This is a genomic window from Pseudomonas baltica, assembly GCF_031880315.1.
GTDB lineage: Bacteria > Pseudomonadota > Gammaproteobacteria > Pseudomonadales > Pseudomonadaceae > Aquipseudomonas.
In genome coordinates this window covers 4,346,189-4,361,549 of sequence record NZ_CP134771.1, presented here as the reverse complement: position 1 = coordinate 4,361,549, position 15,361 = coordinate 4,346,189, and the positions used below count along the sequence as shown (strand labels likewise).

Here is a 15,361-nt window from a genome sequence, read left to right as displayed (position 1 = left end):
TGATGGCAATCAGCTACGCACCGTCACCTGATTGCGCCCGGCTTTTTTAGACGCATACAGCGCCTGGTCGGCCCATTCGATCAGCTCTTTGTGATCGTTGGCCGATGGCGCGAGGTCGGCCACGCCGAGGCTGATGGTAAAGCGGATCACCTGGCCTTCGTGCACCACATTCACCTCTTCTATGGCCTGGCGCAAGCGCTCGGCCAGAATGAGTGCCCCGGCCTTGTTGGTATCGGGCAGCAGAATGGCAAACTCCTCGCCGCCATAACGCCCGCACACGTCAACATCGCGGATGTGGTCGCGCACGATATCGGCCACGCACTGGATGACCTTGTCGCCGCCCGGATGGCCGTAGGTGTCGTTGACGCGTTTGAAGTGGTCGATGTCGAACATGATCAACGCCGCGTTATGCCCATACCGCAGATGCCGGGCAAACTCCAGCTTGAGCATCTCTTCCCAGTGCCCACGGTTGTAGAGATTGGTCAGGCGGTCTGTGCTGGAGAGCTTTTGCAGTTGGTCGTTGACCGACAACAATTGGCGACGGTTGGTAGCCACATCGGTGACGTCATAGATCACCAGGCACAGGTGCTCGACCTTGTTGTTGGTCGAGCGCAGGGGCAGCAGGGTGGTGTTCTGGTACATGAACGCCTCCTGCCCGGTGATCGGCTGGTAGTTATCGAAGTGCACCAGGTACGGCCGCTGCTCCCAGATGGTGAACGACGGCGTGCCGAGGGTGGCGACGTTGTCGGCCTTCTTGCTGAACCACTCGCGATCGACCTCGGGAAACAACTCGAAAAAAGAGCGATCGACGGCGTCCTTGGGCTGCACGCCCGAGCGGTTTTCCATGAAGGTGTTCCACACCTTGACCTGATGATCGCGGTCGAACACCACCACGCCCACATCGATACTTTGGGTGATGGTCAGCAGCCAGTGCAGTTCAGTCAGTTCGATGGAGGTGTTCATCGGGCTCAATTCATCAGGTAGTCGAGCTTGCCTTCAAGGCGCTCGAGGGAGTCTTCGGTGAACAGCAGCAGCAAGTCGAAGTGGATATCGTGGCCCTCGAGGCTGTAGCTGATCTCAACGGCAAGGGTCTTCTTCCAGCGCGTCTGGTTGACCTTGATCAGGTCGTCGATGACCTTGTGCTGGCCGAGGATCTGCGGGTGGCTTTGCGAGAACACCACGTCGATCTGTTCGGCGATGCCGCTCAGGCAGGCGCCGATCAGGATCGACGACAGATCCAGCAGCATCTCCATATTGCAGTCGTCACGACAGGGCCGTTGCATCAGCCGCGCCATGTCGCCCAGATCGCTGTTGTGGAACATCAACAGTGCCTCGCCGGCAATACCGGCGCCGATGTAGCCTTGGCAGATGGCCGTGAGGCGGTCGCCGCTCTGGGCATCAGCGAGAGCCATGTGCAGCTCGCCCACTTCGAGAATATTGACGTTGGGCACTGGCAGCTGCACGAACACCCCCAGCACCCGCGCCAGCAGGGCAGCGGCGCGGCCCATGGCGACGTTGACGGTTTCGCGAAAGGCGTCTTGAAAACTGATGCGGCCGTCGCTGGCCGGGCGCGCCGGCACCCTTTGCTGCGTCGCGACGGCGTCGGTTTGCTTGCTCAGCAGGCCGCAGCGGTCGAGGACTTTTTTCAGCTCGGCCGGATCGGCAGGCTTTTTCAGGAAGGCGGTGGCGCCCAACGCCAGCACGCGGCGCACGGCCTCGTCCTGAACGTCACCGGAGACCACGATCACACGCGCGCGCAAGCCTTCGGCGCGCATGGCGGCGAGGACTTCGTAGCCGTCCATCTCGGGCATGGTCAGGTCGAGGAGTACCACCTGGCCCAAACCACGGCGGATCGCCTCCAGACCCTGCAGACCGTTGTGGGCCTGAGTGACCGAAACAGCCCATTGCTCGGGCAAGGCCCGCAGCAACTGCTTACGCGCCATGTTCGAGTCGTCGCAAATGAGCAGCGGCACGGCGGTAGAGGTAATGGCATTCATGACTGGATCGTCTCGGCTTGGCCGCCCTGGGGCGCAGGCTCTAGCTGAGCCTGTGTCTGATTGTCCGACTTTACCTAAAAGGCGTGGCACTTTGCCAGTTGATTGACGCTCTCAGGTATGAAACCGCGCAAATGTCCAAATACCGACAGACTGTTCGCGTGGCGGTTCAACAGGGGCGGTTGCCCGGGTCTACAATCCTTGCGCTGCCGTTTACCCTTGTGAGGCGGTTTTTCAGGTTGTATGATGTCAGTCAACATTGCTTTTCCCAAGCAGTGGAACTCGACAAGGTCGATCCACTCCACTTGAGGTCTTGATCCGGTAAGCTCCGGATCACCCCCCGCTAACAGGACAAGGAGACAACAATGCCTGACGTTCTCGGTCAAAACTTCATCGCCGGCACTCGTAGCGCCAGCGGCGAACCTAAACTCAAAAGCATAGATGCTTCGACCGGCGAGCCACTGCCGTTCAGCTTTTATCAGGCCACCGAAGCCGAAGTCGACACTGCCGCCAAGGCCGCAGAAGCTGTATTCCCCGAATTCCGTCAGCTGAGCCCGACCCGTCGCGCTGAGTTTCTGGACGCCATCGCTGACGAACTCGACGCATTGGGCGACGACTTCGTGGCCATCGTCTGCCAGGAAACCGCCCTGCCCGCCGGTCGTATCCAGGGTGAGCGCGGCCGTACCAGTGGCCAGATGCGCCTGTTCGCCAAGATCCTGCGTCGCGGCGACTTCCTCGGTGCCCGCATCGACCTGCCGCTGCCTGAGCGCAAGCCACTGCCACGCGTCGACCTGCGTCAGGCGCGCATTGGCGTGGGCCCGGTCGCCGTGTTCGGCGCCAGTAACTTCCCGCTGGCCTTCTCCACCGCAGGTGGCGATACCGCCTCGGCACTGGCAGCAGGCTGCCCGGTGATCGTCAAGGCCCACAGCGGCCACATGGCGACGGCCGACCAGGTGGCCAGCGCCATCATCCGCGCCGCCGAAAAGACCGGCATGCCTAAAGGCGTGTTCAGCATGATCTTCGGCAACGGCGTGGGCGAGACTCTGGTCAAGCACCCGTCGATCCAGGCCGTGGGCTTCACCGGCTCGCTGGGCGGCGGTACCGCGCTGTGCAAAATGGCCGCCGAGCGCCCGACCCCGATCCCGGTTTTCGCCGAGATGTCGAGCATCAACCCGGTGGTCATCCTGCCTCAGGCGCTCAAAGTGCGCAGCGAAACCATCGCCACCGAACTGGCCGCCTCGGTCGTCCTGGGTGCGGGTCAGTTCTGCACCAACCCAGGTGTGGTCATCGGTATCAGCTCGCCTGAATTCAGCCAGTTCCTCGAGCAGCTGCAAGGCCAGTTCGGCAACCAGAACCCACAGACCATGCTCAACGCGGGTGGCCTGCGCAGCTACGAAAAAGGCGTGCAGCACCTGCTCTCGCATCCAGGTGTGACCCACCTGGCCGGCAAGCCGCAAGAAGGCAAGCAGGCTCAGGCGCAGCTGTTCAAGGCTGACGTGAGCGTTTTGCTCAGCGGTGATCCGTTGCTGCAGGAAGAAGTTTTCGGCCCGACCACCCTGGTGATCGAAGTCGCTGACGACGCGCAACTCAAGGCTGCCCTGCTGGCCCTGCGTGGCCAACTGACCGCGACCCTGATCGGCGAGCTCGAAGACCTGCAAACCTACAACTGGCTGGTGCCGGTACTGGAGCAGAAAGTCGGCCGCATCCTGGTCAACGGCTACCCGACGGGTGTTGAAGTGTCGGATGCCATGGTTCACGGCGGCCCGTTCCCGGCGACCTCCGATTCGCGGGGTACCTCGGTCGGTACTCTGGCGATCGATCGCTACCTGCGCCCGGTCTGCTACCAGAACTACCCGGATGCGCTATTGCCGCCGGCCCTGCAAAACGCCAACCCACTGGGCCTGCAACGCCTGGTCAATGGTGAGTGGAGCTCGCTGCCGATCGCCTGATAGAGGCGCGGTAATGTGATCCGCACGACGGCGCAGCTCACCCTGCGCCGTTTTTTTTGTGCCCGTATTTCGGCCGCTGTTGTTTAGCGTCACTTATTTCGCGAAATATTCATCCATATGTTTCAGCTCTGACGAAAGCCGCCGATAAGTCTGGTTCAGACTGCTCGCCTGGTACACAAACACAAGAACCCCTCCAGCGAACGATCACATGGATTATTTGTTCCTGGAGAAACACCATGAGTCACTGGTTCGGCAACATCAGCGTGCGCGCCAAATTGAGCCTGGGCTTCGGCCTGGTGCTACTGCTCACCGTCATACTTGGCCTGATCGGCTGGAACAGCCTGAGCCAGGCGATTTTCCGTGGCGATCGCATGAGCGACATCTCGGCGCTGGGCAACCACCTCACTGCCGCGCGCATCAACCGCTACAACTACATGATGAGCGGCGCCGGTGGTGAAGACACCGCACTGGGCGCCACGGTGCAGAACCAGATCGACGCGCTGGGCGCTGAGGTACAAGGTCTGCTGAAAACCTTCGTCACCCCGAAAAACGTCGAGTTGCTCAAGGACCAGGCCAGCAGTCTGGCGCAATACAGCCAGCAGATGCACCAGTTGCGCGACGGCTACGATGCCACCACCAACGCCCGCCAGGCGATGACTACCGCCGCCAAGAGCGCTATCGACGTTACCACCCAGATCACCGCCGATGCGGCGGCCAGTGGCGACGCTCAACAGATCGCCGCGGCCAACGCCATCAAAGAGCAACTGATCCTGGTGCGCTACGAGGCCCGCGGTTACACCGGCACCACCAACGAAAAATCCGAGCAAGCCGCGTTCAAGCAACTGGCCAACGCGGTCACTGTCATTGGCGGGATCACCTCGCAACTGCCTGAGCAGGCCGCACGCATCAATCAGCTGCTGGCGGCATTGAAGAGCTACAACCAGGCGCTCGAAAGCTTCCGCAGCGCCTTTGCCACCGTCACCCAAGCGCGGGCGGACATGGCCAAGAGCGGCGCGCAGGTCGTCAAGACCAACGACGAAATGGTCCAGCTGCAAACCACTCGCCGCAATGAAGAGAGCAGCACCTCGCAGATACTGCAGATTTCCTCCGGCATCGCCGCTTTGCTGGTCGGCCTGCTGGCCGCCTGGCTGATTACCCGCCAGATCACCAAGCCGCTGCAGGAAACCCTGGTGGCCGTCGAACGCATCGCTGCCGGCGATCTGACCCACTCCGCTACCGTCACCCGCCGCGACGAGCTGGGCGTGATGCAGCAAGGCATCCAGCACATGGGCGAAACCCTGCGCAACCTGATCGCCGGCATCCGGGACGGGGTGACCCAGATCGCCAGTGCCGCCGAGGAGCTGTCCGCAGTCACCGAGCAGACCAGCGCCGGAGTCAACAGCCAGAAGGTCGAGACCGATCAGGTCGCCACGGCCATGCACGAAATGACCGCCACCGTGCAGGACGTCGCTCGCAACGCCCAGCTAGCCTCCGAGGCCGCTACCCAGGCCGACGGCGAAGCCCGCGCCGGCGACAAGGTGGTCGGTGAAGCCATCGCCAAGATCGAGGGCCTGGCGACCGAAATGCGTCGTTCACTCGATGCCATGAACGTGCTGCAGAAAGAAAGCGACAAGATCGGCAGCGTGATGGACGTGATCAAGACCGTCGCCGAGCAGACCAACCTGCTGGCCCTCAACGCCGCCATCGAAGCCGCTCGCGCGGGTGAGGCCGGGCGAGGTTTTGCGGTGGTCGCCGACGAGGTTCGCGGTTTGGCACAGCGCACGCAGAAATCCACCGAAGAGATCGAAGGTCTGGTGGCCGGTCTGCAGGCGGGCACCCAGCAGGTGGCTGCGGTCATGCAAAACAGCCAGGCCCTGACTGACAGCAGCGTCGAGCTGACTCGCCGGGCGGGCACCTCGCTGGGCAACATCACCCGCACGGTGTCGAACATCCAGTCGATGAACCAGCAGATCGCTGCTGCAGCGGAACAGCAAACGGCCGTGGCGGACGAGATCAGCCGCAGCGTGGTCAACGTGCGTGACGTCTCCGACCAGACCGCCAGCGCCAGCGAAGAAACCGCCGCCTCCAGCGTCGAGCTGGCGCGGTTGGGCAATCAATTGCAGATGATGGTCAGCCATTTCCGGGTTTAATCAGTGGCATCTAACCGCTTGCACACCACTCAGCGGGTGTAACGCTCCAGCTTCTCCTGCATGAAATCCAGAAAACACTGGATCCTCAGCGCCAGCTGTGAATTGCGGTAGTACACCGCATGGATCGGCTGGCGATAGCCGCTGGTGGCATCCGCCAGCACCTCCACCAAGCGCCCGGCGCTGACATCCTCATGGGTCATGAAGTGCGACAGACAGGTGATCCCGTGACCGGCGATCGCCAACTGGCGCAGCGTCTCGCCACTGGACGCCGTCAGCGTCGGCTGGATCAGCCAGCGATCCCCGCCCCCGTGCCGCAGCGGCCAATGATTAAGCGTTTCGGTCTGGGTGAAGCCCAGCAACGAATGGCCGGCCAGGTCCTCGACACGCTGCGGCGCGCCATGCTCGGCCAGGTACTGTGGACTGGCCAGAATGCTCAACGCGCTGCTGCCCAACGAGCGCGCATGCAGGGTCGAATCGGCGAGCGCGCCGATGCGAATGGCAATGTCGGTGCTCTGCTCGAGCAGGTCGATGATCAGATCGTTGGTGTTCAGCTCCAGCATGATGTCCGGATAACGCGCGCGGAACTCGGCCATGTACGGCACCATCGCATGCCACATGAACGGCGCGGCCGCGTTGACTCGCAAGCGCCCGGAAGGCGTCTGATGACGCAACGCCAAACGCTCTTCCAGCGTCTCCATCTGTTGGAGAATCTGCTTGGCGTGCTCATAGAAATACCGCCCCTCCTCCGTCAGCACCATGCGCCGCGTGGTGCGGTTGATGAGCGTGGTGTCGAGTTTGCTTTCAAGGCGCGACAGCGTGCGACTGATGGCCGAGGGCGTCTGCCCTGACTGCTCGGCCGCGGCGGAGATCGAGCCGCAGTCGATCACCGCGATAAACACCTGAAGTTCGTCGGATCGGGCTTTCACGTGAAGTCCACTGAAGGGGATACGCGACGACCTTAGAGCTTCAGGCTCGGTTGGGCAACCTGGCTCAGCCCAGGACCTTGTCCAGATGCGCCAGGTAGCGCGCCACATCGGCCTCGATATTCGGCGCTTTCATCACGTCGACGCTGAGGAAGGTCGGCAGCGCACTCAGGCCAAGGAACTCGTTGGCCTTGTGGAACGGGAAGTACACGGCGTCCACGCCCTTGCCTTCGAAGAAGTCGCTCGGGTCGTCAAAGGCCGTCTGCGGGGCGTTCCAGGTGGCGGCGATCATGTACTGCCGGCCATGGATCATGCCACCGCTGCCGTATTTCTTCGAGGCGTCGGTGCGGCTGCGGCCATCGTTGGCATACAGGCTGGAGTGGCCTTCGGTGAAGACTTCGTCGATGTACTTTTTCACGGTCCAGGGCGCGCCCATCCACCAGCCGGGCATCTGATAGATGATCACGTCGGCCCACAGATACTTCTGCACCTCGGCGCCGATGTCATAGCCGCCGTCGATGAAGGTGGTCTGGATATCGAAGCCCTTGCTGTCCAGATGAGCCACTGCGGCGTCATGCAGGGTGGCGTTGTAGCGGCCGGCGGAGTGGGCGAATTGCTTGCCGCCGTTGAGCAACAGAATCTTTTTCATGGGAGCCTCGTGAGCTGAGTGAGGGCCGATCTGAGCGGCCTGTCGAATTGAATGAGCCCAGCTTATCGAGTCAGCTGCGGGGGATTAACCGAGGGTGAAACAAATTACATTTGCCCTGAAAGCACGAATACACAGCAATTATTGCCATAGACTGCGCTTTCACTGTTCATTGGAGGCCGCTATGAGCGAGCACTACGGATTCATCGTCAAAGCCAAGACCCGCCCGGAAAAATCCGACGCCTTCGAGGCGCTATTCGCCGCCTTCGTCGAGCCCAGCCGCCAGGAGCCGGGCTGCATTGAGTACCACATGCTGCGCGACAAACAGGACCCGAGCCTGTTCATGTTCTACGAGATCTGGGCCAGCAAGGCGCATCTGGACGTGCACTCGGCGTTGCCACACATGGTCGAGTTCGCTGAACACCGGATGGAGTATCTGGAGAAAGATTTCGATTTCCAGTTGATCGAGATGCTGAGTGCTTCGTCGGCGCAACGCTGAGGGGCAATCAGGAAGCATTTTGATGTGTTCACCGGCCCTTCGCGTCCGCACGCGGCGGCGAAGAGGCCCGCACAAACGCAGCAAAATCACCGCCGAGTCGAAGACAGCGTCTCGCGCATCTCGGCGATCATCTCCAGCAGGATGGTCTTGACCGCCTGGCCCGGCACCGACAGCGGCAAATGCCCGGACAGGCACAGGGCCAGGGGCGCTTCGATTTCCGGCTCGACGATACAGCTGAGGTGCACCTTCTGATGTTGCTGCATCGCCCGCGCGGCGGACTCCGGCAGCACGGTCGACCCGAACTGCTCGGCCACCGCGATCTCCAGGGTCGAGGCGGATTCCACCTCGGCGATCACCCGCGCACTCAGGTTGATCTTCATGAAGGCGTCGTCCACCAGCCGGCGCATGATGTTATAGGTACGCGGCAGCAACAAGTCGAGCTCGGCCAACTCCGCCAAGGCGATGGTCGGGCGTTCAGCGAACTGCGGATCGGCGCTCACCAGGTACAACTGCTCGCGCAACAAAGGCGTGAAGCTCAGACCATGGATCTCGCGGCCGCCATAGAGCACCGCCATGTCCATGCGGCCGTTCATGATCAGCTCGCTCAGCGTGGTACCGAAGTTTTCGTTGAGATACAGCAGAATGCCCGGGTGGCGTTCACGTACACGGCGCAACAGCGGCACCGACAAGGCCGAGGCCGCCGTGCCCGGCGCCAGCCCCACCGACACCTGCCCGGACAGCTCCAGGCCGGACGCGTTGACATCGCTCTGGGCCTGCTCGCACTGGCGCAAGATCAACTGTGCATGCCCGTAGAGCACCTTGCCCGCCTCGGTCGGCGTGACACCGCGCTTGGTGCGGATCACTAATTGCTGCTGCATCTCGGTCTCCAGCGTCACCAGTTGCTGGCTCAATGCAGGCTGGGCGATGTGCAGCACATTGGCGGCCTGGGTCATGCTGCCGATATCGACGATCTTGACGAAATACTTCAAGCGACGGAAATTCACGAAGTCATACTCTAGCGAGGTTCATGACGGGAGCAGAGCAAGAGCCGCGCCAGCCGCAACCGCTAGGGGGCAAAACGCCGGTCATAAGGCTTTCCTATGGCAGAGCGACCGACTACTGGCCCCCGCGCCGACCACAAGACCTCAGCCCAAGAGCACCAAAACGGTGCAAAGGCGCACACAAAGTGCGTCATAAGGCGCCCTTATCCGTACAGAACGAAGCCGTCTTTTTGCTCTGGCGCCGCAGCTCTTAAATTAGGTTACCGAAACCCAAGGACCGCCCCATGCCCGCCCGCCGTTCTCCCTGCCACCGAGCCGCGTCATGACCGTTGCCGCGCACCCCGCGCTGACGTTTCGCCAGGCGCTGCTGGCCATGCTGGGCGTGTCGCTGGTGCTGATGCTCTCGGCGCTGGACCAGACGGTAATCGGCAACGCGCTGCCGGCCATCGTCGCCGAGCTGAACGGCTTCGAGCTCTACGCCTGGGTGGCCACGGGTTACCTGCTGGCCTCGATCGTCACCATCCCGATCTTCGGGCGCCTGGGGGATTACTACGGCCGCAAACCGTTCGTCATCGCCGCCACGCTGATCTTCATGGCAGCCTCGCTGATGTGCGCGCTGTCCGATGGCATGGTGACGCTGGTGATTGGGCGCGCCTTGCAGGGCATCGGCGGCGGCATGCTGGTCGGCACCGCCTTCGCCTGCGTGCCGGAACTGTTCCCCGACACCCGCCAGCGGTTGCGCTGGCAGATCCTGCTCAGTGCCCTGTTCAGCGTGGTCAACGCCATCGGGCCGGGCCTGGGCGGCTTCATGACCGCGCATCTGGGCTGGCGCTCGGTGTTCTGGCTCAACCTGCCGCTGGGCGGGCTGGCGCTGTTCTTCGCCTGGCGGCATTTGCCCTGGTACCGCCCGAAAACCGGCAAGGTAATCCGCATGGATTGGCTCGGCGCCGGCCTGATCGCGGTGGCGCTGGGCGCGTTGCAGTTGTTCGTCGAATGGCTCGGGCATTCCAGCGCGCTGGTCTGCACAGCCCTGGGATTGCTCAGCCTGGTCGCCTTTATCGCCCTGTGGTTTCAGGAGCGGCGCAGCCCGGCCGCGCTGTTGCCCAGAGCGCTATTGGCCGAGCACAGCATGCGCGTACTGTTCGCCTTGGCCCTGCTGGCGGGCGCGGTGATGTTCACGCTGCTGTTCTATCTGCCGTTGCTGCTGCAAGGCGGCTATGGCTACTCACCGCAACAGGCCGGGGTGCTGATCACCCCGCTGGCGTTGAGCATCACCTTGGGGGCGATCGTCAACAGCCGGGTGATGACGCGCATGAGCAACCCCAATCGGTTACCCCTGGGCGGCTTCATCGCGCTGGGTTGCGCGTGCCTCGGCCTGGCACTGGTCGGCACCAGCGCGGGGTTCAATACCCTGCTGGGCTTGATCCTGTTGGCTGGCCTGGGCTTGGGGTTCATCTTTCTCAACCTGTCGGTATTCACTCAGACGCTGGTCGAACGCCAGTACCTGGGCATCGCCACCGCGCTGCAGCAATCGTTGCGCCTGGTGGGGGGCTTGCTCGGCACCGCGTGCATGGGCGCGCTTGTCAACGTGCTGTATGCCTGGCGCTTGGCCCAGCAGCTGGCACGGGCCGGCCAGAGCCAGGCCCTGGCGCTGCTGGCCGACCCGCAGGTGCTGAGCCATGGCTCCAGCGAGCTGACCCCGCTGCTGCTGACCCTGGGCCGCCATGCGCTGATCCAGGCGATGTCCATCGGGCTGGGGCTGTGCGCGCTGCTGGCGGTCATTGCCGTGCTGGTGCTGCGCCGCTTGCCAGTGGTGCAATTGATGCCCGCCCCCCTTGCGCCGCAGAGCGCCAAACCATGAATTTCCCCCGCAGCGGCCTGGACGGCGTACCGAAGTTTCCATCTCCCGAGCTACAGGAATCCCACCATGAATAGCAGTTCGCAGCCGCTCGAGGCCCCTGTCGCCCCGGCGCTGCTCCTGAATAGTCAGGCCGCCAAGGTTTCGATGATCGGCAGCCGCGCGTTTCTGATCGATGCCCCCGGCGACTTCGACCTGCCCGCCCAGCGACGTATCTGGGCATTGAGCAAGGCCCTGCACGGCCACACGCTGGTCGAAGAGCTGGTGCCGGGGATGACCAATCTGTTGGTCGTACTGCAGCGCACCCCGGCCGACCCGCAGGCGGTCATCGATGAACTGCAGCAGGCCTGGCGCCAGGCGCAAGAGCTCGATCGCCCCGGCCGCCTGATCGAGATCCCGACCTGCTATGGCGGCGAGCACGCCATCGACCTGGCCGCCATCTGCGACTTTTCCGGCTTGCCCGCTGCGGAAGTGATCCGTCGTCATTACCGCGCGACCTACACCGTGTTCGCCATCGCCAGCGCCCCCGGCTTCGGCTACCTGGGCGGCCTTGACCCGACCCTCTATATGCCCCGCAAGAAGGTGCCGTCGCTGAACATGCTCAAGGGCATGGTCACCATCGGCGGCATGCAGTCGGGCCTCTCGGTGCTCGACGGCCCCAACGGCTGGAACGCCTTGGGCTTCGCCGACATGCCGATGTTCGACCCCTATGCCGACGTCCCCGCCACCCTCGCGCCGGGCGACACCGTGCGCTTCTTGCCCGAAAGGATCGAACTGTGATCGAGATCATCGCCAGCGGCCCCCTCAATACCGTTCAGGACCTCGGGCGCCGCGGTCATCGCAACATCGGCGTGGCCTCGGCCGGGGCCATGGACAGCGTCGCCTTGCGGGTCGGCAATCTGCTGCTCGGCAACGACGCCGACAGCGCCGCCATCGAGGTGCAGACCTTCCCCTTCAAGGTGCGTTTCACCCGCCCCTTGGCCATCGCCCTCACTGGCGCCGACTGCAAGGCGCGCCTGGACGGCAAGCCGCTGCTGCCTTGGTGGGCGATCACCGTACAGGCCGGCCAGGAGCTGGAACTCAACTTTCCCAAGGGCGCCGCGCGGGGCTATCTGTGCGTCAACGGCGGGATCGACGTGCCGTTGCTGATGGGTTCGCGCAGCACCTCGTTGCGTGGCAATTTTGGTGGGCTAGAGGGCCGCAGCTTGGTGGTCGGCGACAGCCTCGCGACGCTCGACGCAGCGCTGCCGCAACTGCCCGTCGGCGGCATTGGCGTGACCCCACCGAGTGCGGCAATGCCCGAGCACTTCCCGGTGGCGGACGACGGCACCCTGTTGCTACGCGCCATCCCGGCTGGCGAGTATGAGCTGTTCGCGGCCGACGCCGAGCGCTTCTGGACGCAAAGCTGGAAGATCTCGGCGCAGAGCAACCGCACTGGCTACCGACTCTCGGGCCCGGCCATCCAGCCGGAGACCGTGGTCGAGATGCGCTCCTACGGCCTGGTCCCCGGCATCATTCAAGTGCCACCGGCCGGCGAGCCGATCATTCAGATGAGCGACGCCAATACCGCTGGCGGCTACCCGAAGATCGCCGGGGTGATCGAAGTCGATCTGTGGCGCCTGGGCCAGGCGGCCATCGGCAGCAAGATCCGGCTTGTCAAAGCCGATACCGCCGACGCCCTGTCAGCCGAGCAAGCGCTGGATGGTTACTTCGCCGACATCGGGCGGCTGATCGGGGCGTTGGTGCAGCACTGATCGCGGGCTGCGAAACCACGGTCCAGAAAGGCCAACACCCTGCGCTGGCCTCAGTCTGCCTGGGGCCGTCAAGGCTCCAATGCCATTTCGACGACTCCAGGCCCGCTCGATGGCGGATATCGCCGGGCCGCCATGCAGCGTTCCTAGCCAGAGCATCCCTGCCGTCCTGCCAAGAACGCCCGCAATTCCTCGCTCGCCGGGCACGTCGCCGGCCCGTGCCGAGTGACCGCCACCGCCGCGGCGGCATTGGCCTGCCGGGCCGCATCGACTTCGTTCGATCCGCTCGCCAACGCCGCGAGCATCACGCCCGTATGGGCATCGCCCGCACCATTGCTGTCGATAGCCTGCACCGCGAAGCCCGCCACCTGTTCACACCAGGCGCCGCGTGCCAGCCAACAACCCGCAGCACCATCGCGCACCACCACCAGCGCCCCGCTGGGCAAACGTTCTACCAACATCTGCAGGGCCTGCTCGAGGCTGGCAGCCGCCGTGAAGCGCAAGGCTTCGTCACGGTTGCTGCTCCACAGCGTTACCCAGGGCAACAGACGCCCCATCATCGGCGCATCCGGTGCACTGACCAAAGGCCCCGGGTCGAAGGCCAAGAAACAACGGCCGGCCTGGAGCGCCAGCCAGTCCAACAAGCCTTGAGCTTTGCCGGGATGCAGCAGGCTGTAGCCGCTGACCATGATCCAGTCGTCAGCGGCGGGCACCAACCCGACGAGGTCGGCGGCTGCCAATCCGCCTTCCGCGCCCACTTGGGAAATGAACGAGCGCTCGGCACTGGCATCGGTCAGCGCCACGGACAAACCGGTGTCTTGTTCGCTGCTGGCCGAGAGGAAGACCTCGATCCCCTCCTCGGCCATGGCCTGGCGCGCCAGTTCGCCGAAACGGCCACTGCCATGGCGCCCGAGGTAGCAGGTCGCCAGGCCATTGCGCGCAGCAGCGGCCATCACGTTGAAACCGCCGCCAGCCTCGAAGCTGGCGCTGCGGGCCAGCACGTCCTGGCCGGCGGTGGGCAGGGCGTCCACCGCCATCACCAGATCGATGACTACCTGGCCGGTATAGAGCAATCTAGCGGGCATGGACACGCTCTTGCAGGTGGGTGGCGACATGACGGTCACGGCAACCGCCGAGCAAGCCATAGAGCCCGCCAGCAATCACAAACGTGACGATCCAGCCCAGACCGTTCTGGCCGAACCAGGAGTCCGCCAGCCAGCCATGAAACAGCACATTGGTGGCAGTGGTCTTGACCGTGGTGAAACTGAAGCCCAGGACAATGGCCACGGCCCAGGCACCCAGCGCACGCCACTCCACACCGCCCTGATACCAGTAGGCGCTGCTGGGGCCAACGTTCATCAGGTCGGCGGGCACGTAGCGGTGACGATGCAGCAGATCGACCAGAAAGATGCCCACCCACGCCGTGATCGGCACCGCCAGCAGGGAAATGAAGGTGATGAAGGGCCCATAGAAGCTGTCAGCGAACAGCATGAAGTAGATGGAGCCGGCAAAGATGGCGATGACGTCCACTACTACCGCGTGCACGCGTTTGACCTTCAGGCCGAGGGTCAGGGTGGTGAGGCCTGCCGAGTAGACCGACAGGTTGTTGGACAACAGCAGGCCACCGAAGGCGGTGATCAGGTACGGCACCGCCATCCAGGCCGGCAACAATTCGCGAATCGCCACGATCGGGTCGGCGGCCGAGGCCAGGTGGTCGTTACCGACGGAAATCAAGCCGCCCAAGGTGATCAACAGCACCAGCGGGATCCCCGCGCCAAAGGCTGCCGAGGCGACCAAGGCACCGGCTTTCACGGTTTTATGCTGATAGCGCGACATGTCGGCGCCAGCGTTGGCCCAGCCGATACCGGTGCCTGCGGCCATGGTACCGACGCCGATCAGCACGGCCGATAAAGGCGCCGGGCTTGCGGCCCACACGGCGGTCCAATCGATATGCAACGCCAGGAAACCGCCGACGATCAGGTTCAAGGCACCAAACACCCAGGTCGCCCATTTCTGGATCACCAGCAAGGTGGCATGCCCCAGCCCCGAGACGCACAAAGTCAGCAGCACGAACACGGCGATGAACAACAGCGTCAGCAGCGGTGCGGATTTGGCTTCCATCGGGCTGCCCTGGATGATCGACACCAGCGACAACAGCACAAAGGCCGCCGTGGTGGTGTTAACGGTTTCCCAGCCCAGGCGCGAGCCCAGCGAAACCAGAGTGGGGCCGATATTGCCACGCACTCCGAAAATCGCCCGCGACAGCGTCAGGCTCGGCGCACGTCCGCGCCGTCCGGCGATGGACAGCAGTCCGACCACCGCGAACGAACCGCCTGCACCTAGTACTGCAACGATGAATGCCTGCCCGATCGACAAGCCCTGAAACGCCACCAGCGTGGCCCCCAGCGGCAAGCCGAGGATGCTGATGTTGGCGGCGAACCACACCCAGAACAGCTGCAGCGGATGGCCGTTGCACTCCTGCTCGGGTACCGGTTCAATGCCGCGGGTTTCCAATTGCCCAGCGTGGTTGGACGTGCTCATTGCATGACTCCTGCGATAACTTGTTGTGGTTGGGGGCAGGTCGAAAATG

Annotated in this window: 13 protein-coding genes and 1 pseudogene; 7 read left to right on the top strand and 7 right to left on the bottom strand. The window is 63.5% G+C overall.

Annotated features, from left to right (window positions below; all coding sequences use genetic code 11):
* Positions 1–9: 9 nt before the first annotated feature.
* Together REH34_RS19430 and REH34_RS19425 are read right to left on the bottom strand one after the other, a co-directional pair.
* Complete coding sequence (locus REH34_RS19430) at positions 10–963, bottom strand: diguanylate cyclase (RefSeq protein WP_311968850.1); 954 nt, start codon at positions 961–963, stop codon at positions 10–12.
* Positions 964–968: 5 nt separating this feature from the next.
* The gene (locus REH34_RS19425; RefSeq protein ID WP_311968849.1) at positions 969–1,997 is read right to left on the bottom strand and encodes a response regulator; all 1,029 of its coding nucleotides are present in this window, start codon (positions 1,995–1,997) and stop codon (positions 969–971) included.
* A 362-nt stretch (positions 1,998–2,359) separates the two neighbouring features.
* Between REH34_RS19425 and REH34_RS19420 the strand changes: the two genes are divergently transcribed.
* The 3 genes and pseudogenes from REH34_RS19420 to REH34_RS30275 all read left to right on the top strand — a co-directional run bounded on the left by REH34_RS19420 (position 2,360) and on the right by REH34_RS30275 (position 6,093).
* A complete protein-coding gene (locus REH34_RS19420; RefSeq protein WP_311968848.1) occupies positions 2,360–3,943 on the top strand; it encodes an aldehyde dehydrogenase (NADP(+)) in 1,584 nt (527 codons plus the stop codon).
* A gap of 236 nt (positions 3,944–4,179) precedes the next feature.
* A pseudogene (locus tag REH34_RS30280) lies at positions 4,180–5,187 on the top strand (methyl-accepting chemotaxis protein); the annotation flags it as partial.
* Between the two features lie 21 nt (positions 5,188–5,208).
* Positions 5,209–6,093, top strand: a complete 885-nt coding sequence (locus tag REH34_RS30275; protein WP_409373337.1) for a methyl-accepting chemotaxis protein — start codon at positions 5,209–5,211, stop codon at positions 6,091–6,093.
* Between the two features lie 29 nt (positions 6,094–6,122).
* On the opposite strand, the gene REH34_RS19410 is transcribed toward REH34_RS30275, so the two are convergent.
* Both REH34_RS19410 and REH34_RS19405 read right to left on the bottom strand, forming a co-directional pair.
* Complete coding sequence (locus tag REH34_RS19410) at positions 6,123–7,019, bottom strand: LysR family transcriptional regulator (protein WP_311968846.1); 897 nt, start codon at positions 7,017–7,019, stop codon at positions 6,123–6,125.
* Between the two features lie 64 nt (positions 7,020–7,083).
* Positions 7,084–7,665: an NAD(P)H-dependent oxidoreductase gene (locus tag REH34_RS19405; protein WP_311968845.1), complete on the bottom strand. Its 582-nt coding sequence runs from the start codon at positions 7,663–7,665 to the stop codon at positions 7,084–7,086.
* A gap of 181 nt (positions 7,666–7,846) precedes the next feature.
* Between REH34_RS19405 and REH34_RS19400 the strand changes: the two genes are divergently transcribed.
* The gene (locus REH34_RS19400; RefSeq protein WP_226507146.1) at positions 7,847–8,161 is read left to right on the top strand and encodes a putative quinol monooxygenase; all 315 of its coding nucleotides are present in this window, start codon (positions 7,847–7,849) and stop codon (positions 8,159–8,161) included.
* 86 nt (positions 8,162–8,247) lie between these two features.
* Here REH34_RS19400 and nac read toward each other — a convergent pair whose 3' ends face one another.
* A complete protein-coding gene (nac, locus tag REH34_RS19395) occupies positions 8,248–9,165 on the bottom strand; it encodes a nitrogen assimilation transcriptional regulator NAC (RefSeq protein ID WP_226507147.1) in 918 nt (305 codons plus the stop codon).
* 319 nt (positions 9,166–9,484) lie between these two features.
* Between nac and REH34_RS19390 the strand changes: the two genes are divergently transcribed.
* From REH34_RS19390 to REH34_RS19380, 3 genes are all read left to right on the top strand, one after another.
* Positions 9,485–11,023: an MFS transporter gene (locus REH34_RS19390; protein ID WP_311968844.1), complete on the top strand. Its 1,539-nt coding sequence runs from the start codon at positions 9,485–9,487 to the stop codon at positions 11,021–11,023.
* Positions 11,024–11,089: 66 nt separating this feature from the next.
* Entirely contained in the window at positions 11,090–11,800 is a 711-nt protein-coding gene (gene pxpB / locus REH34_RS19385; RefSeq protein ID WP_311968843.1) for a 5-oxoprolinase subunit PxpB, read from the top strand.
* Complete coding sequence (locus tag REH34_RS19380; RefSeq protein WP_226507150.1) at positions 11,797–12,774, top strand: biotin-dependent carboxyltransferase family protein; 978 nt, start codon at positions 11,797–11,799, stop codon at positions 12,772–12,774. Before pxpB ends, REH34_RS19380 begins: the two co-directional genes overlap by 4 nt.
* Before the next feature lie 143 nt (positions 12,775–12,917).
* Here the strand turns inward: REH34_RS19380 and REH34_RS19375 are convergent, their stop codons facing one another.
* Both REH34_RS19375 and REH34_RS19370 read right to left on the bottom strand, forming a co-directional pair.
* On the bottom strand, positions 12,918–13,856 hold the full coding sequence (locus tag REH34_RS19375; protein WP_311968842.1) for a PfkB family carbohydrate kinase: 939 nt from the start codon (positions 13,854–13,856) through the stop codon (positions 12,918–12,920).
* The gene (locus REH34_RS19370) at positions 13,846–15,312 is read right to left on the bottom strand and encodes a cytosine permease (protein ID WP_311968841.1); all 1,467 of its coding nucleotides are present in this window, start codon (positions 15,310–15,312) and stop codon (positions 13,846–13,848) included. The genes REH34_RS19375 and REH34_RS19370 overlap by 11 nt, the downstream gene beginning before the upstream one ends.
* Between the last annotated feature and the right edge of the window lie 49 nt (positions 15,313–15,361).